Below are 22078 nucleotides of genomic sequence, written 5' to 3'. Positions count from 1 at the left end.
CGTGGGATCTTTCCCTGCAGGCTGTCGTCTTAATGATCGGTCGCGTGAGGCGGTATGGCAGGAGACGGAACGCGCCCGACGATGAAGTCGACCAAGGTCGGCTCGCCGTCGATCCTTTCCATCTCCTTGTATCGCGTCTGCTTCAGCCCACGACAGAGCGCGCCGTTGAACTCCATGTTGATGCGCACGCTGCGGAGGTGGGCGAGATGAGCCGCCAATGCATCCACTTCGACCGGCGTGCCCTCCCAATCGACGATCACCCTGGCATTCGCACGCAGGCCGGGCCGGCGCGCGAGCAGAGCCTCGCGATAGCGGAGCCTGCGCTTGGCCGTCTCGCTCTCTCCTGTAGGCAGAGCATCCAGATCGGTGAGCGTCATGCCGACGATCGCCCCATCGGAAAGTCCGGCAGCCCGAAGGTCGAGGATCACTGCCTCCTGCCGCCGCTTGAAAGCCTTGAGACGAAACTTCTCGCGCAACGCTTCCAGATCGACCTTTTCGGCCAATGTGCCGAAAATCTCCGCGAAGCTCTTGCCGACTGCAATCCCCTGGTTCACTTCCTCCGCGAACATGTGGTCATGCAGGGCAATGCGGAAGCGCGGCGACCATGACAGCGCCTCGAGCGCCGCCCGCATGTCCTCCAGCATCAGGAAGGCGAAATTGGGCGAGCACCAATAAGTCGGGAGGCGAAAGTCGACTTCGACATGGCCGTCACCGGCGATCTCAGCCCGTTCGATGAAACCCATCTCCGTGACCGGTTCATCCAATTCCGGGTCGTTCACCTGCTCCAGCCGCCGCCAGAGCTCCCCCTGGCGGCTTTCATTCAGATCGGTGGCACTCATCGGCTCACTCCGCGGCAACGCTGAATGGCGATCCGGCAAGCGCCTTCTTCTTGGCGGCGATGTCGATGCCGTAGAGGCGCGCCGCGTTCAGGCCGAGGATCTTCTCCTTGATCTCCGGCGTCAGATCGACGCCGCGCTCCTGCTTGATATCCTCGGGCAATTCGAACGCCCAGAACTTCTCGACCAACCAGCGCGGCGTCCAGATCGCGTAGTCGGACCCAAACAGGATTTTCTCGGGGCCGACCCAGAACAGCAGTTCGGAAATCACCTCAGCGAAATAGCGTGGCCGCGAATGGATGAACGGCAGGGCCACGGCAAGCCCGCCATAGACATTGGTCTCCTGGACGCCAATCCAACAGAAGTCGTCGAGGCGCGGCAGGCCGCAATGCTCGACGATCCAGTTGAGGTTTTGGAAGTCGGTCGCTGCATGGTCGACGTCATGGACGTCGAAGGCATCCTTGTTGAGCGGAATGATCGTCGGGCCCTTGTGGACATGGATGTTCTTGATGCCGAGCTTCTCGCAGAGCTCGAAGCAGCGATAGGCGTCGGGATCGTTGAGCCTCCAGCCCTTGGAAGCGCCGTTCCATTCGGCCGTATACATCTTCACGCCCTGAATGTCGTAGGTCTCCTTCATGTAGTGAATGTATTCGAGGGCCTTCTCGCCATCACGCGGATCGAAGGACCCATTGACGATGAAGCGTTCCGGATAGCGCTTGGCCATCTCGGCATTGCGCTCGATCGTGTTGAAGCCGTTCTTGTAGAAATCCTTCAGATAGGTCGACTGGACGATCGCCACGTCGTCGGGACCATCGATGAACAGATCCCGGTAGAGGTCGTCGGCGCTGTATTTCTCGAACTTGCTCTTCTCCCAAAGCTGCTCCTTGGGGCTGAGCGCAGTGTGGTAGGCGTAGAAGCATTCGACGAACTGCTTGCCGTGAATGTTTCGCTGGTTTTCCGGGCTCCCGTCCCAGAAATGCGTATGGCCGTCGACGATAAAAATCTCTTTGCCTTCGGGTGTGACGTACATGGTTTTCTCCTCCAAACCTGTCTTGTTTCGAGGAGGCGCGCCCTTGAAGGGCACGCCTCCAATCGCCGTTCGGGATGTCAGATGTATTCGAACACCTCATCCATATCGCCGAAGAGGATCACGGTGTTGTCGTCGATACGGACCATACGGCCATAGTGCGTGGACGTGTTGACCTCGAAGATTTCGGCGGTCATCTCCCGTCCGAGATATTCGCTGATCTCGTCCATCTTGAAGATCAGCTTGCCATCGCCGTCGATGCGGATCATGGCCGGCTGGTAGGTGACGGTCACACCGGGCTTCTTGCTCATGAATTCGGCAATGGCGCGCGCCTCGACCGAGTCGTTCATCGTGACGCCACACTGGTGGGAAATCGTCTGCTCGAAGGTGATATCCTTCATGGACTTGAAGATGTTGTCGTGCGAGTTGTCGCGTGCAACGGTTGACATGGAAAAATACTCCTCCGATTAGCGCTTGAGATCGAGTTCGCCGAGAATCTTGCCGAGGCGTTCCTGGGACTGGGCCTGGACGTCGGCGAAGGAAACCGGTTTGGAATGCGGCATCGACCAGATCGGCTGAAGCCCCTGCGCGGCTTTTTCAGCCAGGGCCCCATGCTTGGCGAGCCAGCCCTGGACGATCTTCCTGTTGGAGTCGCCGTAGGAATTGTCGTTGGCGAGCAGGTAGATCAGGTCGATCGCGTTGGCGAGATTGCGCTCGTAGTCTGCCTCGGCCGCGGAGATTACCGGCGGCGTGACGAAATCGTGGTTGGCGGCGGCTACCTGCATCAGGAAGCCCGAGCGGAACAGTTCGCCTACCAACGGCTCGAACACGATGTTGATCGCGAAATACTGCTCGAGATAGTCGGTCGCGCCCATGATGGTCTCGATCGCCTCGCGGGTGGGCTGCCAGACGCCGTCCTCGAGCCAGGTCTTCTTGCCGAGCTCATCGTCCCAGCCCGGAATGTCCATGCCGATCTCTGCGAGATAGAGGGTGATGTCCTGCGCGAGCCGGAGCTTGTAGGAAGAGTTGGTGAGCGTGGCGTTGTTGATCATCTGGGTGTAGCCGTAGCGCTGCGCCTGCATCAGCGAGGTGCCGAGGCCGAACTCCACATGCTTCCAGGCTCCGAGATGCGCCTGCAGGATCTTGGCCCAGGCCTTGTCGAAGGTCTTCGGCGCGCCGGCGCGGCGGGCATTGGCGATGACGCTCTGCACCATAGTCTCGATCTTCGATTGGCGCTGGTAATGGGTTCGCTCCCATTCCTGATCGGGCGCACGGAAGGCATGCCAGTTGGAGCTTCTGACGGCAGTGTTGTCCTTGACGTAAGCGCCCTTGCCATTGGCAAAGGAGATGATCCAGTTCTGGATCAGATAGCGCTCGGGATCCGGCTGAACGTCGACGGTGACGTCCTCGTAATGCGTGGCACGCTGGCCCTTCGGCTCGAAATAGCGGTATCTGCGGCTGTCGGAATCGGCGAATATCGCCGCGCCGGCGGCCCCTGATCCGACTGAACTTGATAATGCTGGCATAGTTCTCGCTCCCTTGTTGCGTTGCGGTGTTGCTGTCCGATCTTCGTCCAGCTCTAGTGACCCGGAGCTCCTCCGGACGAAGTCGTGAATTTGTCGAAGAAGATGCGCTCGCTCTCGAAGCCGTTCATGAACAGAACCGGCTGCAGCGCGTCGATCATGACCGGTGGGCCGCAGGCATAGACATCGCCTTCACCGTCGATCCCGAGTTCCTTGAGCCTGGCGTCGACCGCCTGGTGGACGAAGCCGCGTTCACCCGACCAATCGTTGGTTTCATCGGCATGCGACAGCACCGGTATGAAGGTCACTTCCGGATGGCGATCGACGAGCGCGGCGATCTGGTCGAGATAGAAGAGATCGTCCGGCGTCCTCGCCCCGTAGAAGAAATAGACGGGCCGGGATTCCCCGCTCAGCAGATGATCGTTGAGGATCGACCAGACCGGCGACATGCCGGAGCCGGCGCCGACCAGCACTAGGGGTCCTTCGCGTTCTTCCCGTCGAAAGCAGGTGCCGTAAGGTCCGACGACGGTGACGTCGGCTCCGGCGCGGATTCCTCCGGAATCGAGCTCGCCGGAGAATTTTCCTTGGGGGTATTTCTTGATGATGAAGGAGAGTTTCTGGGTTTCGCGCGGCGTATTTGCCATGGAGAACGAGCGTGTAATCGTCTCCCCTTTTTCCGTGGTGACCGTGATGTCGACATATTGCCCCGCCCAGAACTTCATCGGGGAACCCAGTTCGATTTCAATGCCTCTGATATCGTGGGTGAGCCTCTGGATATTGGAAATGCGACCCTTGAAGCTCTTCACGGCGATCGATTTCGACAGCACCTCCTCGTCATAGTTGAGAAGCTCGACCTCCATGTCCGAGTAGGCCATGGAGCGGCACAGCAGTATGTGACCGGAATCCTTTTCCATGTCGTTCAGTGCGAAGGTCGAATATTTGAGCATGTCGACTTCGCCGTCGAGCAGGACGCATTTGCAGGCGGAACATTGTCCTTCCTTGCAGCCATGCGGCAGTGCGATGCCCTGTCGGAATGCGGCGTTCAGGACCGTCTCGCCGTTCTCGACCTCGAACTCCACGCCGACCGGCTCCAGCCGCACCTTATGGGCGGCCACATGCACTTTTTGAGCGTCAGCCATATCAAAAAATCTCCCAAATCCGCCCGTTCCCCGAAGGGAGCGGTCTCTTCCCGGATGCGCGAAGGCCGGCGAACGGCCTTCGCGCGTTGTCATGCGCTCAGTTGCAAGGATTGATGGTGAAGCCGGCGCGGTATTCGGCGATGTGATTTTCCCGCTCCGCAGGCGACATTTCACGCAGCAGCGTCAGCGGCGACAGCAGCGTGTGGCCGCGGACGTCGTCGAGCGTCCACATGTCCTTGGAGTCGAAGCGCAGGTGCGGCTGCGGCACCAGCGTCTTGCCGTCGGAGCGAACGAAGTTCAGGTCCTTGATCGCGTCGGCAAGATCCCAGCCGTGGTAGAGCGTCTCCCACTCGCGCTTGCCGCCGAAGCGGCCCATCGCGGGCGTCGGCCGGCCTTGGTATTCGTCTGCGAAGGCCTCGACGGCGGTCCAGCGGTCGAGCTCATGGGCGAAGGTGTGCAGCTTGCCGTCGATCTCGTCGACCACCATGTCCTCGCGGATCAGGCAGGGAACGAGGCAGCTCCAGCAGCGATGCGGATAGACGTAGCCGACATCCTCGTTGAAGGTGATGATCGTTTCGCCTGGGCGGCTCAGCTTGTCGTACCACCGCCAGAACTCGCCGAACTGGGCATACCAGCCCGGATACTTGTGCTCGAACCATTCGAAGTCGGCTTCGCGCTGCGCCTCGATGCGCCAGAAGTTGACCGGCCAGCCGACCGCGAAGAACTGCGCGACCTTGTGGACGTAGTGCTTCTTGGTGATGCGGTTCCAAGCTTCATGCACGTCGTCGTGGTGGATCTTGATGCCGTATTTTTCCAGCGGCAGCATGTAGGTGCGATAGTAGTCCTCGAAGATCCAGCGATGCCACATCTCCGCGTAGGACTCCTTGTTCTTGTCGCGGTTCGTGGTGCCGTATTCGATGAAGGTGCCGATGGCCGCATCGACGATGGCGTGGTTCTGCCAGAAGGCGTAGCGCAGGTCGCGCTCCAGAAGCAGGTGGTTTTCCGGCTCCTTCAGTGCCGCCATCAGCAGCGAATGGCCGTTGCCGATATGCCGGCTTTCGTCGGACTGCACCGACAGGAACACGGTCGGCAGGGCGTAGTCGCCGTTGCGAGCGGCCTCCGACGGCATCGCGACGAAGAGCGTGTTGGTGAACGCAGTCTCCGCAACAACGGTCAGGTACAGGCAGGCCGAGGTCATCACGTCGCCGGTGATGAAGCCCTCACCGAACTGGCGGCCGATCGTCGTGGCGTAGCACTTGCCGAAGGCTTCCTCGGTGATGTCGAAGCCGGCCGGATCGATGTAGTTCTCCATGTACCATTTTTTCAGGTTCATCTGGATGGTCGAATGGCGGAACTCGTCGACCATCTGCATGGTGAAGCCGGTGCGAAGGTCTTCACCCGGAGCGATACGGGCGACCATGGCCATGGAGCGGGCGGCGGAAATTTCCGGGAAGGGGATGATCGCCAGGAAGAGCTTCATCCATTCCACCCAGCGCGGCTCGACATTGCGGAACATGTCGCCGCGTAGCGCCGCGTCGAGTGCGCCGTAGACGCGATTGTCCTTTTCCTCCTGCATGGGGAAATAGGAGCGCAGGACCTGCTTCATCGGATCACGGGGTGCCTTTGTGATCTTGTAGTCCGTCGGAAACGTCATCGCTTCCTGCACGTAGCTGGGATTCCAACCGAGGTCGGAAATCCGCTTGGTCGCCTCGCCGACGGAAATGCCCCGCTGCGAGGTTATCTTATTGAGTGTCAAAGACGACATCGTCCTCTGCCTCCACTTTGTTGTGCCGCAGGCCTCAAGCCTCGGCCGGAACGGCGCCAGAAACGCCGCGAGCGAAAGTTGGAAGGGCGCGACAACGGAATGCGCATGCGCGCGTCCCGGCGGGCCGGCCATTCAAGTCGATCGAGGCAAAGGTCTTCGGGGAAGTTCCGGACTCCTGGACGGATGGTCAGTCGCTTCCCCAACTCCTTCGTTCTTCTGGCGTCGCTGTCAGCGCGATAGCTTTTATGAGAACAGACAATGCAAGGGGCGTGCCAAGTGAGTTTTACGGCAATTCCGGGCGCCTGAAGAACCGAAAGAGTGAAATGGTGTAAAGTTATTTTACAATCGTAATTTACAGATGTAACTTTATTTATATTTGCAACGATTGCCTATAAGCTTTTGCAAGAGCGCGATAAACAGGGATCGACATCGCCACATCCATCACTTATATTTCGCGCAAAGGGTTGTTTATTTCAGGTTTGGAAAAGCTCATGCCAGACAAGGACGAGCATCAAACGCCGCTCGGCCCCGTCGGAGGCGACATCACCACCGAACTCGCCGGGCTCATGCAGCGAGACCTCGTCTTCGTGATGCGCTTCCTGGGAGAAAGCCAGCACTTGATGCAGAGCCATTTTCAGCGGTTCATCCTTCGCGAACTCTCCGCCGCCGGCATCACCGACGAAACCCATCCGATGATACATGCCTTCGCGGAAAGGCACGCGATCCTGCTGCGCGATTTCGTCTTTTCGGGCGTGTCGCTGTCGAGACAGCTGCGCGTCGAGGAGATCGAGCAGCTGACGGGAGATACAATGATCCGCGTAGATGTATGGGATCAGCTTCGCAGCCATGTCGATCTGGCAGAACGGCAGTTCCGAACGCAGATGCCGGAATTGCCGGCCGTGCTCGAAGCCTGGAAAGCACCGGGAGGGACCAGTCCATGAGCGAGCCGGTTCGGCATCAATGGCTGACGCCAGCGGGGTTCCAGCCGCCGAGGATCCGTGCCGGATCTTCGCGCAGCAACCGGTGTGCTTCAGCCATCAGCGCGTTCATGATCGCCGGATCAAGAGCGGCGAGCGCATCCTGCGCCGCAGCAACCGCCGCGGAATCGGCACCGCGGGCTGCCGCGCCGAGCGCCTCGATACAGGGATGGCCATGCTCCAGATGGCGTTCGGCCGCCCGGCGCAGGGCATCGAAGAACGCGCTGCCAATCGTGTCGAACATCCCACGGCTCCTCTTACTCAAATCCACGCGCCGCGGCGGCGCCGGCAGAACACGTAGGATTTCGCCATGAGCGGTCAAGACCAACCGATCCAGGAACTGCTGCAGCGCCGACTTGATTGTGTGGCGGACATCTCGGCCCTGACCGCGAGGATACACAAGCTGATCCAGGAAACATCCGGCATCGAGATGGAGATCCTGCGCCTGCAATTGGCTCTGGAGCAAGACCCCGCCAACGACGAAGTCGCAAAGGAACTGAGCGAGGTCGAAGAGCAGGCAGCGGCCATCCGATCGGCCCAGGCCTATTGCGTCGCGGAGATCGAAGCGGCGGAGGCGGCGGTGACGGACATCGATCACCTGATCGCGGCGGCAAAAGGAGGACAATCATGAACCAGCAGGCCGTTCCCAACATCACTCTGTTCGACCTTCTCGCCCGCAACTGGCAACGACCGGCTCCGGTTCGTCATGTCTGCTTCAACCAAGATGAGACGCTGCTTGCCGTCGTCTGCGAAGACGGTTCGGTTGCATTCGCGAGAATGGCGGACAACGAGCCACCGGAAGCCCGCATTACGGTCGACGGGGGGCAGACGACGATAAGGCCCCGTCAGGGCAAGGCCGCGCCGCTCATCATCACGCGGGTGAAGGACGCCGACGCCGTCTCTGCCTACAGCGACGGCGGCTTTCTCGCCACCGGCATGAAGGGCGACCTCGTGCGGCTCAGCCGCGCCGGCGAGATCGCAGACACCGTCTTCTCCGCCGCCGAGCCGGTCTCGGCCTTCGATCATTGCCTGACGACCGGGGCGACGGCGATTTCGGTCGGCGACAGACTTCATATCCGCTTCGCCGGAAGCGCCCCTGCCCTGGAGATAGACCTTGGCGAAAGGATCCCGGAGCGGATCGCGTTTTCGGGGGACGGCACCAAGGTGGCGGTCGCCGCCTCGCGCAGCCTCATCCTTTACGAGGTCGGCGACAGTCTGCGGCCGTTCCTGGAAATTCCGCTCCCCTCCGTCTCTCTATGCTTGAGGTGGAGCGGCGATGGCCGCTGGTTGGCCTTGGGCATCGATGGCGCGGGACTATGTCTCATCGATGTGGGTTCCGGCCGCCACATGCAGCTTGGCGATTTCCCGGGGCCGGTTCGTGAACTGGCCTGGAGCACGCGGGAAAACGCGCTCGTCGCCGCCGGCGCCTATCGCATCGCCGGCTGGTCGATGGAGACGCCGCCGTTCGATAACAGTGCCGCGGGTGCGCTGGCGACAGGTCGCGCCGGTCTCGTCCTGGTGCAGGCCGTTGCGGCCCAGCCTAACGGCCGTCTCGTAGCCGCCGGCTATGCCAACGGCCAGGTGGTCGTGGCGCCTCTTGGCGCGCGGGAAGAGCTCGTCGTGCGGCCGGCCGGCGGTCAGGTTACGGCGCTTCAGTGGACGGTCGACGGCCGGCATCTCGCCATGGGCGATGCGCTCGGCAACGTCGCGGTCATCACCTTTCCGGTGGAGCTTTTCAAATGAAAAAAACGCAAATGGAGGAAATCATGCTGGCCGAACTCTCAGTGGAGGAAAAGAGCAAGGACGCCTTTTTCGAAAGGATCGCCAGACTGTCGCAGGAGATGGTCGCAGCCCATGGCAAGGATTTCAGCATGGGCGCGCTGGTGCTCGGCGCGCGCTGGATCGCCGAAGGCAAAGCCGACGCCGACAGCGAGGTTACTCTACCCAAGGCGTGAATCCGCCTTGGGACAGGTTTTCTCGCGCGGCTTCCCGTGCTGATCAACGGCAGCCGCGCTCGGATCAGGCCGGCTGTAGCGGTATGGCGGCCTGTGCATTGCGCTCCTGCTGGTAGAGCAGGCAGACGGTCCGCAGCATCGAGGCGAGGTTGGACATGTCGTCATGTTGCTCCAGGGCCTCGCCGTACAGTGCCGCTATCAGCTTCGCTATCGACAGCCCTTCCACGGCGGCCATCTCTTCCAATGCATTCCAGAAGGCCGATTCCAGCCGCACGCTGGTCGAATGCCCGGCAATCCGGACCGATCGGCTGACCTTGATGAACCTATCCTGCCCCTGATGGCTCAAGACCCTGCACATCATTTCTTCCTCCCTCGCGCTGGGTTTCGCTCACGACAATGCTCTCCGGCCGGACTCTGGTCGGAGAGCGCATGTCCTGGTGTCAGCGCCGATGCGTTCAAGGGATCAGCACGGCACGCCCGTGGATCTTGCCGTTGTGCAGATCCTTGAGCGCCTTGTTGGCGTCGACGAGCTTGTATTCCACGGTCGTCAGATCCACCAGACCGCGGTCGGCGAGCGCCATCAGTTCCACCAGTTCGGCCCAGGTTCCGACCAGGTTGCCGATGATGTTCTTCTCGGTGATGACCATGTCCACCGTCGGCACGCGGATGTCCTCGCCGTATCCGACGACATAATAGCTGCCCATCGGCCGGGTCATCGCCAGCCCCCTGGTGGTGGTGCCCTTTTCGCCGACGAAGTCGATGACGGCTTCGGCACCCTTGCCCTCGGTCAACTGCAGCACCGCCTCGACCTCGTTGCCATCGGCCTTCACGAGCTTGTCGGCGCCGATCTTGCGCGCGAGTGCCAGCGAATCGTCGGACATATCGACGACGATCACGTCAGCGGCGCACATCGCCTTGAGGCATTGGATGGCAATATGGCCAAGCCCGCCTGCGCCGATGACCACGCAGCTTTCGCCGGGCAGCAGATGCCGCGTCGCCTTCTTGACGGCGCGATAGGCTGTCAGCCCCGCATCCGCATAGGGCGCGACATCCTTGGGGGCCAGCGTCTTCGGCAGCGGCACGATATTGCGCTCCGACGTGCAGAGATATTCCGAATAGCCGCCGTTGCTGTCGAGGCCCGGAAACTTGCCGGGGCCGTGCATGTCGAAACCGCGCCGGCAGGCAAGGCAGGTGCCGCCGGAAATCTTCGGATGAACGATAACGGGATCACCGACTTTGATGCCCTCGACCTCCTTGCCGATGGCTTCCACCCAGCCAGCATTCTCATGGCCCATGATCAGCGGCAGGAGGCTATCTCCGGTCGGATCCATATGGGGCCGCCAGACGCCTTCGATGATGTGGAGGTCCGTGCGGCAGACTCCCGCGCCGCCGATGCGGACGATGACATCGGTGGATTTCTTGATCTGAGGATCGGGGACCTCCTGCAGCGAAACCCACTGCTCCGCTTTCAGATTGTCGTCATATTTGTTCAGAACCTGCGCCTTCATGCTGATGTCTCCTCCATCGACGGGATCGATGCCCGTTGCAGAAGACACGGCTGCAATTGCCGTTCCAGATTACATTTCCTATTCTTATCAATAGGATATCAAAAAATCGCCGGAGTCTGCCTGTTCATTGGCTGAACGCGGTGAACAGCAGAACTGTCCAGTTTCTGTCTATTGTCATCCTGCCAGCGGCTGTTATTCTCGGTGTCATGGCGCATGAGGAGTAGCCATGCAGCATCTTTCGGGAATGGACCGGGCACGCAATGCGCTGGAGAAGGGTGACCGTTTTCCGGTCGGCACCCTTCAGCCGATTGTCGCCGAGAGTTGGCAGCGATGTCGCGACGGCGGCCTCGATCCGCGGGCCGCGCCGCAACGCAGCGTCGTGCCGTTTTCCGATGTTCGCCGCCGGCGCGAGGCGACTGTCTCCATGCGCCGGCTGGCGCTGGCCGAAATGCAGCTTCTGCATTCGCAGATCGCCGGATCGAACTTCATGATCGCGCTCGGGGATGCTGATGGCATCGTCCTCGATACGATCAGCGACCAGGAATTCGCCGACAGTGCGGCCGGCCGTTCGATCATTCCCGGCAGCATGTGGAACGAGAGCGAGCGCGGCACCAATGCGCTGGGGCTTGCCGCCATGACCGAAAAGCCCGTAGCGATCTACGGGCGGGAACACTATTTCGCCTGCCATGGCCATCTGAGCTGCATGGCAGCGCCGATCTTCAATTCGCACGGAGAGATCCTCGGCCTGCTCGATGCCTCCTGCGCCCATGACGCGCGGCAGGAGCATACGCATGCCCTCGTGCGGATGGCCGCGGCCCAGATCGAGAACGGCCTGGTGTTTCAGGATTTTTCCAGCAGCTTCGTCTTCGCCTTCCATCCGCGCGTGGAATATCTCGACACGCTGTCCGCGGGCCTGATCTCGGTATCGCCCTCGGGCGATGTCACCTCCATCAACCGTTCCGGAAAGGCGTTGCTGGCCGGTCTGCCGGCGACGCTCGGCAGCCATTTCGATGCGCTGTTCGAATCCGGCTTCGGAGCGGCGATGGACGGGCTCCTCAACGGCGGCATCATCCGCATTCGCGACCGTGCCGGCAGCGGCGTTTTCATGGCTTGCCGCCAGATCGCCCAGGGGCGAAGCAGCGTGCGGTCGCCGCGAACCGCGTCGTCCGTTCCCGCGCTGCTGCCGAAAGAGGGCATGCCGGACTTCACCTGCGACGACAGCTCGATCCGGCAGGCGCTTGCCAATCTCGCGGACGCCGTCGCCCTCGGGATGCCCGTGCACATCACAGGCGAAACGGGAACCGGCAAGGAACTGATGGCGCGCCATGTTCATCGCCTGAGCCAGCGGAAGGGCGAGTTCGTGCCCGTCAACTGCGGTGCGGTGCCGGAGGATCTATTCATCGCGGAAATATTCGGCCACGAGGGCGGGGCTTTCACCAATGCCCGCGCCAAAGGCGCGCCGGGGCTCGCGCGCGCTGCCCATCGCGGCACCCTGTTTCTCGACGAGGTCGCCGACATACCGCTGGCGGCACAGACCTCGCTCCTGCGCTTCCTCGACAGCATGGAGGTCCGCGCAGTCGGTGCGCACAAGGCCGAGAAGGTGGATGTGCAGATCGTCTCGGCCACCAACCGCAATCTCGAGGAGATGGTGACGCAACGGCTGTTTCGCGCGGATCTCTATTACCGGCTGAACGCCTTCGCCATCCATCTGCCGGTCCTGAGGGCGCGAACGGATTTCGCCGCGATCGTCCGCCAGGTGATGGAGGAGATGGCGCCCGGAACGCCGATCACGGACGCGGCTGTCGCCGCGCTCTTCCGCAGGAAGTGGCCGGGCAACATCCGCGAACTGAAAACAGTGCTGCAGCGGGCATTGGTTCGCCGCCGCGCCGATTATCTCGACGAGGATTGTTTCGACGAGGTAAGCCCCGTTGCCGAGAGCCTGCAGGATTGCTGCGAGGGATGCAGGGACCGCCCGCTCAGCCGCGCGAAATGCCAGGAAATCCGCGCCGTCCACCGCCGGACGGGCGGCAATGTTTCACAGACGGCGCGCCAGCTCGGCCTCTCCCGCACGACGGTCTACAAGCACGTCCTGTGACGGGTCGACCACGCCGGTCAGAGATAGCGGCCAGCGCGCTGCAGGACTTCGATCTTGTAGCCGTCGGGATCGCAGACGAAGAAGAACCGGGCGAGCGGCGCGCCATTGTGGTTGAAATCCACGATCTTTCCCGCCTCGAAGCCGAGCGCTAGAAACCGACGGTGCAGGGCCTCGAGGTCGTCGACCGAGACTGCCAGATGGCCGTAACCGTCGCCGATCGCATAGGGTTCGATCCGCCCCTTGTTGACCGTCAGTTCAAGCTCGAAACCGCTCTCCGAATTGCTGAGATAGATCAGGAAGAAGTTGTCGAACTCCAGACGGTCCGCGATGGCAAGACCAAAAGCCTGCCGATAAAAATCGACCGAGCGCTGCTCGTCCAGCACCCGGATCATCGAATGAATCATCTTCGCCATGCTCGTCCCTCCACGCTTGGTCTAGGATGGATCAGCGCAGGTTCCCTCAGGTAGTAGTGGAGGGCGACTTTGGATGTTCTTCGCATCGAATGGTCGACGACTGTTAGAAGCGGAACCTGCGGCTATCGGTGAGTTGATCCGATACGAAGCCCAGCGACCAACGATCCTTGGCGGCCATCGGGATCACCATCGGCGCCGCCTCGATTCCTTTGCTGATAAATTCAACGTGACCGCTCCATGATAATACAATCTTGACGGGCTATCGGGTGGTACATAGGCTGAAGTGACTTCGGGAATTGCGACTTTTACGGGAGGAAGACGTGGCTACCAAAAGTATTCAGCTCAATGTCGACGGCGAAATGCATACGATCACGGCGGATCCGGATATGCCGCTGCTCTATGCGCTTCGGGACGATCTAGGCCTCAGAAACCCTCGTTTCGGCTGCGGTCTGGCCCAGTGCGGCGCTTGTACTGTCCAAATCGATGGAGAGGCCGTCCGCTCCTGCGTGACACCGGTGGATTCGATCGGCAGTGGCAAGATCGTAACGCTGGCGGGTCTTGGAGGAGGCAACGGCAAGGCCCACAAGATCCAGGAGGCCTTTATCGAAGAGCAGGTGCCGCAATGCGGCTACTGCCTCAACGGCTGGCTGATGACTGCAGCCGCTTTCCTGGAGACCAACCCCAAGCCCAGCGATGCCGAGATCCGCGAAGCGCTGACGGGGCTTAAATGTCGCTGCGGCACCCATTACAGTATCATGCGTGCCGTCAAGCGCGCAGCGCAAGCGTAAGGGAGGTGGCCATGACTATGAACCTCACTCGTCGCGCCGTGCTCGGCGGCTTTGGCGCCCTTACCGTTTCTGTCGTGCTGCCAGGCATGAAGGCACGCGCCGCCGTTTTCGGCGCCGCCACGCAGCCGCCCCTGAAACCAGAAAATCTTTCCTCTTATATCAAGGTCAATGCGGACGGCACCGTCTCGGCATTCTGGGGCAAGATGGACATGGGTCAGGGCACCGATCTTGGCGTTGCCCAGATGGTGGCGGAGGAACTCGATCTTCCCGTATCCAAGGTTTTCGTGCAGCAAGGCGACACGGCCACCAGCATCAACCAGGGCGGAGCCTCCGGCTCTACCGGGATCCAGAATGGTGGCAAGGCTCTGCAAAGCGCGGCAGCTGAAGCTCGCTACCAGCTTGTCGAGATGGCATCACGTCACCTTGGTGTTCCGGCGGCCGACCTGAAGGTGGACGACGGTGTCGTCAGTGTTGCTGCAGATCCGGCGAAGAAGGTTACCTATACCGAGTTGATCGGTGGACGTTTCTTCGACACCCAGCTCGAGTGGAACGAAAAGATCGGCAATGCTCTCTTCGTCAAGGGCAAAGGCGCCATCAAACCTGTGGCCGATCACAAGGTTATCGGGACGTCGCCGATGCGCCGCGACGTGCCGCGGAAGGTGCTGGGCACCGGTGACTATGTCGTGGACATCAAAGTCGACGGCATGTTGCACGCGCGGGTAATCCGCCCGGAGGTTGCTGGAGCTCTTCCCCTTGAGATCGATGAATCGTCGGTGCAGGATATTCCGGGCGTACAGGTCATTCGTGAAAAAGGCTTTCTTGCAGTGGTCGCCCCGAAAGAATGGGATGCGATCAAGGCCGCGGAGCAACTCAAGGTGAGCTGGTCGGATTCCAAGCCGAATTTCCCAACGCAGACGGGGGTTCATGACCACCTCAGGAAAGCCGCAGTCGTCCACCGCGATCCCGGCGACGATGTCGGTAACGTCGATGCCGCTTTCGCCGGCGCTGCGAAGGTTATCGAGGCGGCTTATGAATGGCCATTTCAAAGCCATGCGAGCATGGGACCGGCCTGCGCGGTCGTCGAGATCAAGGGCGACAAGGCGACCCTTTGGACCGGTTCGCAAAAGCCGCATTTCGCTGCCGCTGGCGTTGCTGCCATTCTTGGTCTTCCGGCAGAAAACGTGCATGGCATTTGGGTTCCGGGTCCAGGCAGCTACGGCCGCAACGATGCCGGCGATGCGGCCGCGGATGCCGCCTTGATTGCCAAGCTTACCGGTAGGCCGATCCGGGTTCAGGGAATGCGGCGGGATGGTACCGGCTGGGATCCGAAAGGTCCGGCCTCGATTCATACGGCTCGCGTCGCACTTGACGATGGCGGCAACGTGCTGGCCTGGCATTTCGAATCCAAGGGTTTTTCGCGGGTAGACGTCAATTCCAATGAGAGCGCTGCCTACGACACGCTGGCCGGCCAACTCATCGATACGCCGCTTCAGCCAGGTGAGGGGTTTGGCGTACCGGAGGAGTCCTACGGCTTCCCGGCCAAACGAAAGGCCTGGGAGACGGTCGCGCCGCTGCTCGACCGCGCCTCACCGCTCAGGACCTCGCATCTGCGCGACCCCGTCGGGCCGCAAATCCACTTCGCCTCGGAATCATTCCTGGATGAGGTGGCTTATGACATCGGCATGGACCCGGTGGCCTTCCGTCTCAAGTATCTGACTGACCCTCGCGACATTGCCGTCGTCAAGGCCGCCACTGAAAAGGCTGGCTGGCGGCCTCGTACGGCGGCCCGCCGCCAGAGCGCCGGCGGAGACACGCTCAGAGGTCAAGGCATGGCCTATGCACAGCGCAGCGGCACTCGCGTTGCCATCGTCTCCGAGGTTGAGATCAACAGCAAGACCGGCGAGATCTGGGCCCGTAAATTCACCGTCGCCCACGACTGCGGCATGATCATCAATCCGCGGCAACTCACGCACACCATCGAGGGCAATATAGTCCAAGGGATCAGCCGGGCGGTGCACGAAGAGGTGCAGTTCGATGAGAACATCGTGACGAGTGTCGACTGGGAGACATATCCGATCCTGGACATCACCGAGACGCCGGAGACGATCGACGTCGTTCTGATTGATCGCAAGGACATTGCGCCAAGCGGCGCCGGCGAGCCGAGCATGCGGCCGGTGGCGGCCGCCATCGCCAATGCCATTTACGACGCCACCGGGGTGCGCATCCGTCAGGCACCGTTCACCCCGGACAAACTTCGCGCCGCTGGCCTCACCTGAGGGGCCAGCGATCATCGACCGCGGTAATTGGGTTTGCGCTTCTCAGCGAAAGCCGCTTTGCCCTCGCGCCGGTCTTCGGTATCGCGCAGCAATCCCCAGGCGAGCTCGGTAAGCTGCTGGGACTGCGATGCGGCCATGTTTTCCGACTGCACGGCAAGCATCTTGACCAACTGCACTGCCAAAGGGCCGTTTTCGGCGATCTTCGAAGCAATTGAGGCTGACACAGCGGCCAGTTCTTCGGGCGGACACAGGTCAGTCACCAGCCCGACGTCGTAGGCCCGTTGCGCGCTGATCCGCTCGCCCGTCAAAAGCATTCGCATCGCGACGTTCCTCGGAATGGCTTTCAGTAGGTTTGGGACACCCCCCGCGCCTGGCAGGCTTGAGACTACGACTTCGGGAAGCCCAAACGACGACGCGTGCGATGCGACAATGAAATCACATTGCAGCGCAAGCTCCAGTCCTCCGCCGAGGCAGAATCCATTGACCGCCGCAATCAACGGCTTCTTGATCTGCAACCCCCGAAGATCGAGAAGTCGGATATAAAGTCCTCTCTGACCCGACTCCTCCAATGTCAGGCCGAAGCCTTCGGCTACACCAACGTCGTTCTGGCTGCTGGCCGTAAGATCCGCACCAGCGCAGAAAGCCCGGCCAGTACCCCCTGTTAGAACGATTGCCCGGACAAATGGATCTGCAGATGCGGAAGCCAGGTGCTTCCGCAGTTCCACAAGATGCTCCACATCGAGGGCATTTAGTTTTTCCGGACGGTCGAGCTGCACCGTCGCTATAGCATTGTCTATGGTGAGAGTAACAGCCATGGCAGCCTCACACGCTAGGGCTAGACAGGGAGCGGCCACCGCAGACATAAATAAGTTGACCAGTAATGTAACTGCTCGCCTGCGCCGCGAAGAAAAGGACCGCCTGGGCGATGTCCTCGGGAGTTCCGATACGCTGCATGGGGACGCTCTTCTTGAGTTTCTCCTGCACCTCGGTGGTGAACGTCTGGAAGAGCGGCGTCTCGACGATGCCGGGCGCGATTGCGTTGACGGTGATCCCGACCGAAGCGAGCTCGATTGCCAAGCTGCGGGTAAGGCTCACCACTCCACCTTTCGCAGCCGAGTAATTGGCTTGCCCGAATCCACCGAGCCAGGCGCGCGACGAGATGTTGATGATGCGTCCGTAACCTCGTTCGATCATGCCGGGGACGACAGCCTTGCAGGTCAAAAACTGCGATTTGAGATTGGTCGCGATGACACTATCCCAGTCGTCCTCCTCCATCTTCACCAGGCGCCGGTCTCGCACGATACCCGCGTTGTTGACGAGAATGTCGACCCTGCTGAAACTCCGCCGGATGTCGGCGAAAGCGCCTTCGACCTGTTTGCGGTTTGTGACGTCGGCCCGGACGCCGAGAATTTCGGAGTTGGGATATTTTACGCGCAGTTGCTCGACGGTCTTATGGAGAGTCTCCGTGTCGAAATCGATCAACGCAACATTGTAGCCGGCATAAAGCATCGCTTCCACAATCCCGAGGCCTATGCCTCGGGCGCCACCGGTGACAACAGCTATATCTTTCTGGCTCATCTCAGACCCCCAGGATGTGAACGGCGGAAGCGGCATGGTCGACGCCCGCGATGCCGCCGCCGGTGCACTGGGTCAGGCCAATCTTCGCACCTTCAATCTGCCGGCCATCGGCGCGGTTCTGAAGCTGCCAGACGATCTCGACCATCTGTGCCACGCCGGTTGCACCGAGCGGGTGGCCCTTTGCAAGCAGCCCGCCGCTGGGGTTGACGGGAACCCGACCACCGAGCGCAGTGTCGCCGTTCTTGAGGAGAGCTGCGCCCTCCCCCGGCCTCGCCAACTGTAGCGCTTCATAGTACAGGAGCTCTGCGATGGTGAACGCGTCGTGCAGCTCGACGAGGTTTACATCTTTGGGATCAACGCCTGACTGTTCGTAGGCAAGCCGGGCGGTGCGGGCTGTAATTTCCGCGTCGAGGATGTCGTCAGACCCGATCTCTTGATGGCCGGACTGGACAGCCGATCCGAGAATGCGTACCGGCCTCGCATGCTGCGTCGGACGCTTCGTGGTAAGGACGATCGCAGCTGCCCCGTCGACACTGGACGGGCAGCACTGCAGAAGGGTGAGCGGTTCGGCGACCAGCCGCGATTTTAGGACCTCGTCCAGCGTGACTTCGGTACGCTGCTGGGCGAATGGATTGCGCGCACCGTGCGACCTGTTTTTAACAGCGATCCCGGCCAGAAGTTCAGGTTTTTCACCACGCTCATGCAGGTAGCGGGTGCCGCGCATCGCGTAGACGGTCGGCAAAGTCATACCCATGGATGCGTAGAGCTCGGTCTTGTAGTCGTTGCGCTGAAGCGGGATCGTGCCGCCGCCCAGTTTCGTAAGCTGCTCGACCCCGAAAACGACGACTGTCTCGTACAGTCCCAGCTTGAGCGCGTGGCATGCGAGATGCACCGCCGTCGCGCCGCTCGCGCAAGCGTTCTCAACGTTGTAGAGCGCGGGACCGGTGATACCGAGATCGCGCATCAGGACCTGGCCAAGGACCATGCCGCCATAGACGTTTGCGGCGTAGATCGCCTGGACCTCTTCCTTGCGGACCTTTGCATCCTTCAAAGCTCCGCTGACTGCGGCTTGCGCCAGATCCTGCATCGAAAGATCGTTGTGGCGACCGAATGCCGTCATTGAAGCACCGGCGATATAGACGTTCTCGTTCATTGCTGCCTCCCTAGGCCAGTTCGAATGTGTAGCTGGTGCTGGCACTCATCGGAGCCGCGCGCTCGGAAACCGGCCTGATCGTCATGCCAATTGCCGGCCTCTGTCCTTCGGGAAGCTCCAGGCGGCCAAACACGCGTGCGTCTTCAGGGAAATCCGCGTAGACCAATACAAAAGGTGTCAGGCCAGTTTTCGGATTTGGGTGGATGACGGTAAAGCTGTAGAGTGTGGCGACCTCCGATAGCGTGATCGGCTCGAAGCGATCTGCTGAGGGCGATGTCGCAGGAATGCGGGGAAATATCCCCTTGCCGGTGGATTTGTCGCGGGACGCTTCGAGACGCACCACAGTCTTGGAAACTTCGGCGGCGTCAGGGCGCGCCGCCTGGTCGATGATAGTCATGGTTTCCTCCGCAAATCGTGGATTGTTTTGCACCCTGAAAATATTTGATTTTGCCGCCGAGGCAGAACGACAAAGCCGCTCGAAACCGTTGACTAAAAGGCAACACGCGAGATATTCGTGCTCATGGACTCGCTACCACCATTAAACCCCTTGCGCGCTTTCGAGGCCGCGGGCCGCTTGCAAAGTATTCGGCGCGCCGCAGAGGAGCTTCTTGTCACTCCTGGAGCTGTCAGTCGCCAGGTCCAGCGCCTGGAGACTTATCTCGGCGTCAAGCTCTTCCGACGCGACCCCCGCGAGATCGTTCTGACGACCGAAGGCGAACAGTATCTCGCCGCCGTGACCCGCCATTTCGATGGACTGCGTGAGGAGACGCTGAAGCTGACAGGTCGGCGGACGATGGAAATTCTGCGTGTGCGCGCCTACACCACGTTCGCGATGAAATGGCTGATACCTCGGCTGAGCACATTCAACGCGTCAAACGACACCACTGAAGTCAGACTGACGACGTCCAACGAGACCGTGGATTTCGACCGCGAGAACGTCGACGGCGCGATCCGCCTGGGCGACGGCAACTGGCCCGGAGTTGAAGTCGACCGCGTTATGAAGAATGAACTCGTTCCGCTCTGCACACCTGCGTTTCGCGAAAGCCACGGCTTGAACGAGTTCGGTGATCTCAGCCGGATACACCTCCTTCACTCCTTCATCCGTCCCGACGATTGGCGCTATTGGCTAGAGTCGGCGGGCTGCAAGACCGTGGATCCGTATGCCGGAGACAAGTACGCTAGCTCTACCCTGGCGTACCAGGCAACGCTCGAAGGACAGGGCGTCATGATCGCACAGAAGGCGCTCTTCCTCGACGAACTCCGATCCGGGCGGTTGGTCCAGCCGTTTGAGCACAGCTTGGATCGCGGTGATTTCACCTATTACTTCATTTATCCCCGCAACCGTCTCCGCAACCCTGCATTCAGGCGCTTCCGGATATGGTTGCTGGAGCAGGCCGCGGCCGCCACGCAATCTGCGGCGCTCAATCCCGTGGAAACACAAACGCAGCCATAGATGCGAAGAGGCCCCGCTACCAGGCGGGGCCATCGATCGATATCTCCGACGCTTGATCCTTCAGCGCAGCGGGCGTCCGTTCGTTTCCGGCAGTCTGGCGTAGACGATTGCGGCGACGACACAGATCGCGGCCACATAGATCCAGATGAAATCGCCATATCCCCAGCCGTTCATCGCCGTCATGATGTAAGGAGCCGTCCCGCCAAAAAGAGTGACCGAGATTGCATAGGGAAGAGCGACGCCTGTCGCCCTGATCCGCGCTGGAAATTGTTCGGCCATCATGGCGGCCGCCGCACCGGCGAACCCCGTCATGATGATCATCGATACAGTCATTAACGCAGTCGCCTGGAACCATGTGATGCCGGGTACGAGCAGAGCGAAGCTTGGCCACGCCCAGATCGCGGACGCGATCGCGAAGGTAATCAGCACCGGCCTGCGTCCGATCCGATCGGAGAGCATTCCCACAAACGGTATAATGAAGAGTGAGATGGTCACGGAGACACTGCCGACAAGAAGCGTATCGACAATTGGCATCTTGGTGACCAGGTGGATGTAGCTCGGATAGCTGACCATCCACACGTAGTTAAGCAGATTTCCGGACATTGCGATGCCGACGACACGTAGAGCATCCTTCGGGTGTTTCAGCAGGACATCCATCATTGGGCTTTTTTGAACGCCTTCAACGGCCACGCGCTTTTTGAAAACCTCAGTTTCCGAGACAGACAGGCGAATCCAGAGTGTGATCAGCCCAAGGATCGCAGCGACGATAAACGCCACTCGCCATCCCCAGTCCGTCAAGCCGGAATCGTTGCCGAATTGAGACAGAATGTAGCCGAGCACGAATGAGACCAAAGTGCCTGCGTTAATCGCGAACCATTGCCAAGATCCTGCGAAGCCGCGCCTGTCTGAAGGTGCTGATTCCACCAGGAAAGTCGATGCGGAGCCGAATTCGCCGCCCGCTGAGAAGCCCTGCACGAGGCGCGCGAATACCAAGATGACCGGCGCCGCGGGGCCGATTACCGCATAGCCTGGGCATAGGCCGATGATAAGGGACGCGGCTGACATCAGAAGGATGGATAGGGTGAGCCCCGCCTTGCGGCCATGCCTGTCGGCAAATGCACCGAGAATCGCGCCGCCGACGGGGCGCATCACGAAACCAACCGCAAACACGGCAAAGACCGACAACAGTGCCGTGAGTGAGTCCCCGGAGGAAAAATACTCTTTCGCCAGGATCGATGCGAACGTCGCGTAGATGACCCAGTCCGTGTATTCGACGATCGTACCAAGTGTCGCGGCGACCACCGCTTTCTTCTGATGGGCCGTCAGGGCCGTCGCCGCACCGACGTTCTCGTTCGTTTGTTCAGATGTAAAAGGCGTTGTGCCGGGGACGTCCGACATAGCTGATCCTCCATGCTGTCAAGCAGGTCTCTCCCATAGGACCCGAGGGGCACAGCATGGCAAAATCGCAAAATCGCTGTGAACGACTTTTGCGGCCCGCGCGATTGACAAAAACTCAACGGAGGCGTCCGACCAAGGGATGTTGACTTGCGGTCAACAACCGAGACCGAAATCTCACTTGAAGAACGGCTCCG

23 protein-coding genes and 1 pseudogene are annotated in these 22078 nt (G+C 60.7%); 8 read left to right on the top strand and 16 right to left on the bottom strand.

Going from position 1 to position 22078, the window contains the following annotated elements; all coding sequences use genetic code 11:
* Window positions 1–29 precede the first annotated feature (29 nt).
* The 6 genes from HGP14_RS12470 to HGP14_RS12445 all read right to left on the bottom strand — a co-directional run bounded on the left by HGP14_RS12470 (window position 30) and on the right by HGP14_RS12445 (window position 6290).
* Window positions 30–839 carry an iron-sulfur cluster assembly protein gene (locus HGP14_RS12470; protein WP_168830134.1) on the bottom strand — a complete coding sequence of 270 codons (810 nt, stop codon included), beginning with the start codon at window positions 837–839 and terminating at the stop codon, window positions 30–32.
* A gap of 4 nt (window positions 840–843) precedes the next feature.
* Window positions 844–1866, bottom strand: coding sequence for an amidohydrolase family protein (locus tag HGP14_RS12465; protein WP_168830133.1), 1023 nt, complete (start codon window positions 1864–1866; stop codon window positions 844–846).
* 77 nt (window positions 1867–1943) lie between these two features.
* Window positions 1944–2312 (bottom strand): MmoB/DmpM family protein, encoded by a 369-nt coding sequence (locus tag HGP14_RS12460; protein WP_168830132.1) that lies wholly within the window; start codon window positions 2310–2312, stop codon window positions 1944–1946.
* Between the two features lie 18 nt (window positions 2313–2330).
* Window positions 2331–3389: an aromatic/alkene monooxygenase hydroxylase subunit beta gene (locus HGP14_RS12455; protein WP_168830131.1), complete on the bottom strand. Its 1059-nt coding sequence runs from the start codon at window positions 3387–3389 to the stop codon at window positions 2331–2333.
* Window positions 3390–3442: 53 nt separating this feature from the next.
* A complete protein-coding gene (locus tag HGP14_RS12450) occupies window positions 3443–4525 on the bottom strand; it encodes an NADH:ubiquinone reductase (Na(+)-transporting) subunit F (RefSeq protein WP_168830130.1) in 1083 nt (360 codons plus the stop codon).
* A gap of 97 nt (window positions 4526–4622) precedes the next feature.
* A complete protein-coding gene (locus HGP14_RS12445; RefSeq protein ID WP_168830129.1) occupies window positions 4623–6290 on the bottom strand; it encodes an aromatic/alkene/methane monooxygenase hydroxylase/oxygenase subunit alpha in 1668 nt (555 codons plus the stop codon).
* Window positions 6291–6781: 491 nt separating this feature from the next.
* On the opposite strand from HGP14_RS12445, the gene HGP14_RS12440 reads away from it, so the two are divergent.
* On the top strand, window positions 6782–7231 hold the full coding sequence (locus HGP14_RS12440) for a hypothetical protein (protein ID WP_168830128.1): 450 nt from the start codon (window positions 6782–6784) through the stop codon (window positions 7229–7231).
* Window positions 7232–7247: 16 nt separating this feature from the next.
* On the opposite strand, the gene HGP14_RS12435 is transcribed toward HGP14_RS12440, so the two are convergent.
* A complete protein-coding gene (locus HGP14_RS12435) occupies window positions 7248–7511 on the bottom strand; it encodes a hypothetical protein (RefSeq protein WP_168830127.1) in 264 nt (87 codons plus the stop codon).
* A gap of 66 nt (window positions 7512–7577) precedes the next feature.
* On the opposite strand from HGP14_RS12435, the gene HGP14_RS12430 reads away from it, so the two are divergent.
* The 3 genes from HGP14_RS12430 to HGP14_RS12420 are packed head-to-tail and all read left to right on the top strand — an operon-like array spanning window position 7578 to window position 9222.
* Window positions 7578–7898: a hypothetical protein gene (locus HGP14_RS12430; RefSeq protein WP_168830126.1), complete on the top strand. Its 321-nt coding sequence runs from the start codon at window positions 7578–7580 to the stop codon at window positions 7896–7898.
* Entirely contained in the window at window positions 7895–9010 is a 1116-nt protein-coding gene (locus HGP14_RS12425) for a WD40 repeat domain-containing protein (protein WP_168830125.1), read from the top strand. Before HGP14_RS12430 ends, HGP14_RS12425 begins: the two co-directional genes overlap by 4 nt.
* Window positions 9007–9222 carry a hypothetical protein gene (locus HGP14_RS12420; protein ID WP_246704433.1) on the top strand — a complete coding sequence of 72 codons (216 nt, stop codon included), beginning with the start codon at window positions 9007–9009 and terminating at the stop codon, window positions 9220–9222. The genes HGP14_RS12425 and HGP14_RS12420 overlap by 4 nt, the downstream gene beginning before the upstream one ends.
* A 64-nt stretch (window positions 9223–9286) precedes the next feature.
* Here the strand turns inward: HGP14_RS12420 and HGP14_RS12415 are convergent, their stop codons facing one another.
* Window positions 9287–9580, bottom strand: a complete 294-nt coding sequence (locus tag HGP14_RS12415) for a ribbon-helix-helix domain-containing protein (protein ID WP_168830314.1) — start codon at window positions 9578–9580, stop codon at window positions 9287–9289.
* 97 nt (window positions 9581–9677) lie between these two features.
* Window positions 9678–10730, bottom strand: coding sequence for an NAD(P)-dependent alcohol dehydrogenase (locus HGP14_RS12410; RefSeq protein WP_168830124.1), 1053 nt, complete (start codon window positions 10728–10730; stop codon window positions 9678–9680).
* A gap of 226 nt (window positions 10731–10956) precedes the next feature.
* Between HGP14_RS12410 and HGP14_RS12405 the strand changes: the two genes are divergently transcribed.
* On the top strand, window positions 10957–12825 hold the full coding sequence (locus HGP14_RS12405) for a sigma-54-dependent Fis family transcriptional regulator (protein ID WP_168830123.1): 1869 nt from the start codon (window positions 10957–10959) through the stop codon (window positions 12823–12825).
* 17 nt (window positions 12826–12842) lie between these two features.
* Here the strand turns inward: HGP14_RS12405 and HGP14_RS12400 are convergent, their stop codons facing one another.
* Window positions 12843–13238, bottom strand: a complete 396-nt coding sequence (locus tag HGP14_RS12400; RefSeq protein WP_168830122.1) for a VOC family protein — start codon at window positions 13236–13238, stop codon at window positions 12843–12845.
* Between the two features lie 80 nt (window positions 13239–13318).
* Window positions 13319–13434: pseudogene (locus tag HGP14_RS36660) on the bottom strand (IS3 family transposase); the annotation flags it as partial.
* A gap of 124 nt (window positions 13435–13558) precedes the next feature.
* On the opposite strand from HGP14_RS36660, the gene HGP14_RS12395 reads away from it, so the two are divergent.
* On the top strand, window positions 13559–14026 hold the full coding sequence (locus HGP14_RS12395) for a 2Fe-2S iron-sulfur cluster-binding protein (protein WP_312862128.1): 468 nt from the start codon (window positions 13559–13561) through the stop codon (window positions 14024–14026).
* Window positions 14027–14037: 11 nt separating this feature from the next.
* Entirely contained in the window at window positions 14038–16302 is a 2265-nt protein-coding gene (locus tag HGP14_RS12390; protein WP_168830121.1) for a xanthine dehydrogenase family protein molybdopterin-binding subunit, read from the top strand.
* Window positions 16303–16313: 11 nt separating this feature from the next.
* Here HGP14_RS12390 and HGP14_RS12385 read toward each other — a convergent pair whose 3' ends face one another.
* Genes HGP14_RS12385 through HGP14_RS12370 form a run of 4 tightly spaced genes read right to left on the bottom strand, consistent with a single transcriptional unit; the run spans window position 16314 to window position 19430 of the window.
* Window positions 16314–17117 carry an enoyl-CoA hydratase/isomerase family protein gene (locus HGP14_RS12385; protein WP_168830120.1) on the bottom strand — a complete coding sequence of 268 codons (804 nt, stop codon included), beginning with the start codon at window positions 17115–17117 and terminating at the stop codon, window positions 16314–16316.
* A gap of 7 nt (window positions 17118–17124) precedes the next feature.
* Complete coding sequence (locus tag HGP14_RS12380) at window positions 17125–17880, bottom strand: SDR family NAD(P)-dependent oxidoreductase (RefSeq protein ID WP_168830119.1); 756 nt, start codon at window positions 17878–17880, stop codon at window positions 17125–17127.
* Between the two features lies 1 nt (window position 17881).
* Complete coding sequence (locus HGP14_RS12375; RefSeq protein ID WP_168830118.1) at window positions 17882–19033, bottom strand: thiolase family protein; 1152 nt, start codon at window positions 19031–19033, stop codon at window positions 17882–17884.
* A gap of 10 nt (window positions 19034–19043) precedes the next feature.
* Entirely contained in the window at window positions 19044–19430 is a 387-nt protein-coding gene (locus tag HGP14_RS12370; RefSeq protein ID WP_168830117.1) for a Zn-ribbon domain-containing OB-fold protein, read from the bottom strand.
* Between the two features lie 123 nt (window positions 19431–19553).
* Between HGP14_RS12370 and gcvA the strand changes: the two genes are divergently transcribed.
* Complete coding sequence (gene gcvA, locus HGP14_RS12365) at window positions 19554–20486, top strand: transcriptional regulator GcvA (RefSeq protein ID WP_168830312.1); 933 nt, start codon at window positions 19554–19556, stop codon at window positions 20484–20486.
* 60 nt (window positions 20487–20546) lie between these two features.
* On the opposite strand, the gene HGP14_RS12360 is transcribed toward gcvA, so the two are convergent.
* Entirely contained in the window at window positions 20547–21884 is a 1338-nt protein-coding gene (locus tag HGP14_RS12360) for an MFS transporter (RefSeq protein WP_168830116.1), read from the bottom strand.
* Window positions 21885–22078 lie beyond the last annotated feature (194 nt).

Origin of the sequence: Rhizobium sp. P32RR-XVIII, from assembly GCF_012641395.1 — a bacterium.
In the GTDB taxonomy this organism is placed as follows: Bacteria; Pseudomonadota; Alphaproteobacteria; order Rhizobiales; family Rhizobiaceae; genus Rhizobium.
This window is presented reverse-complemented; position numbering and strand designations above follow the sequence as displayed.

Coding starts and splice junctions, on each gene's coding strand:
- HGP14_RS12360 (WP_168830116.1), bottom strand. CDS start 21,884: ATGTCGGACGTCCCCGGCACAACGCCTTTTACATCTGAACAAACGAAC.
- gcvA (WP_168830312.1), top strand. CDS start 19,554: ATGGACTCGCTACCACCATTAAACCCCTTGCGCGCTTTCGAGGCCGCG.
- HGP14_RS12400 (WP_168830122.1), bottom strand. CDS start 13,238: ATGGCGAAGATGATTCATTCGATGATCCGGGTGCTGGACGAGCAGCGC.
- HGP14_RS12430 (WP_168830126.1), top strand. CDS start 7,578: ATGAGCGGTCAAGACCAACCGATCCAGGAACTGCTGCAGCGCCGACTT.
- HGP14_RS12455 (WP_168830131.1), bottom strand. CDS start 3,389: ATGCCAGCATTATCAAGTTCAGTCGGATCAGGGGCCGCCGGCGCGGCG.
- HGP14_RS12420 (WP_246704433.1), top strand. CDS start 9,007: ATGAAAAAAACGCAAATGGAGGAAATCATGCTGGCCGAACTCTCAGTG.
- HGP14_RS12470 (WP_168830134.1), bottom strand. CDS start 839: ATGAGTGCCACCGATCTGAATGAAAGCCGCCAGGGGGAGCTCTGGCGG.
- HGP14_RS12410 (WP_168830124.1), bottom strand. CDS start 10,730: ATGAAGGCGCAGGTTCTGAACAAATATGACGACAATCTGAAAGCGGAG.
- HGP14_RS12370 (WP_168830117.1), bottom strand. CDS start 19,430: ATGACTATCATCGACCAGGCGGCGCGCCCTGACGCCGCCGAAGTTTCC.
- HGP14_RS12375 (WP_168830118.1), bottom strand. CDS start 19,033: ATGAACGAGAACGTCTATATCGCCGGTGCTTCAATGACGGCATTCGGT.
- HGP14_RS12415 (WP_168830314.1), bottom strand. CDS start 9,580: ATGTGCAGGGTCTTGAGCCATCAGGGGCAGGATAGGTTCATCAAGGTC.
- HGP14_RS12445 (WP_168830129.1), bottom strand. CDS start 6,290: ATGTCGTCTTTGACACTCAATAAGATAACCTCGCAGCGGGGCATTTCC.
- HGP14_RS12385 (WP_168830120.1), bottom strand. CDS start 17,117: ATGGCTGTTACTCTCACCATAGACAATGCTATAGCGACGGTGCAGCTC.
- HGP14_RS12465 (WP_168830133.1), bottom strand. CDS start 1,866: ATGTACGTCACACCCGAAGGCAAAGAGATTTTTATCGTCGACGGCCAT.
- HGP14_RS12405 (WP_168830123.1), top strand. CDS start 10,957: ATGCAGCATCTTTCGGGAATGGACCGGGCACGCAATGCGCTGGAGAAG.
- HGP14_RS12440 (WP_168830128.1), top strand. CDS start 6,782: ATGCCAGACAAGGACGAGCATCAAACGCCGCTCGGCCCCGTCGGAGGC.
- HGP14_RS12390 (WP_168830121.1), top strand. CDS start 14,038: ATGACTATGAACCTCACTCGTCGCGCCGTGCTCGGCGGCTTTGGCGCC.
- HGP14_RS12460 (WP_168830132.1), bottom strand. CDS start 2,312: ATGTCAACCGTTGCACGCGACAACTCGCACGACAACATCTTCAAGTCC.
- HGP14_RS12425 (WP_168830125.1), top strand. CDS start 7,895: ATGAACCAGCAGGCCGTTCCCAACATCACTCTGTTCGACCTTCTCGCC.
- HGP14_RS12435 (WP_168830127.1), bottom strand. CDS start 7,511: ATGTTCGACACGATTGGCAGCGCGTTCTTCGATGCCCTGCGCCGGGCG.
- HGP14_RS12450 (WP_168830130.1), bottom strand. CDS start 4,525: ATGGCTGACGCTCAAAAAGTGCATGTGGCCGCCCATAAGGTGCGGCTG.
- HGP14_RS12380 (WP_168830119.1), bottom strand. CDS start 17,880: ATGAGCCAGAAAGATATAGCTGTTGTCACCGGTGGCGCCCGAGGCATA.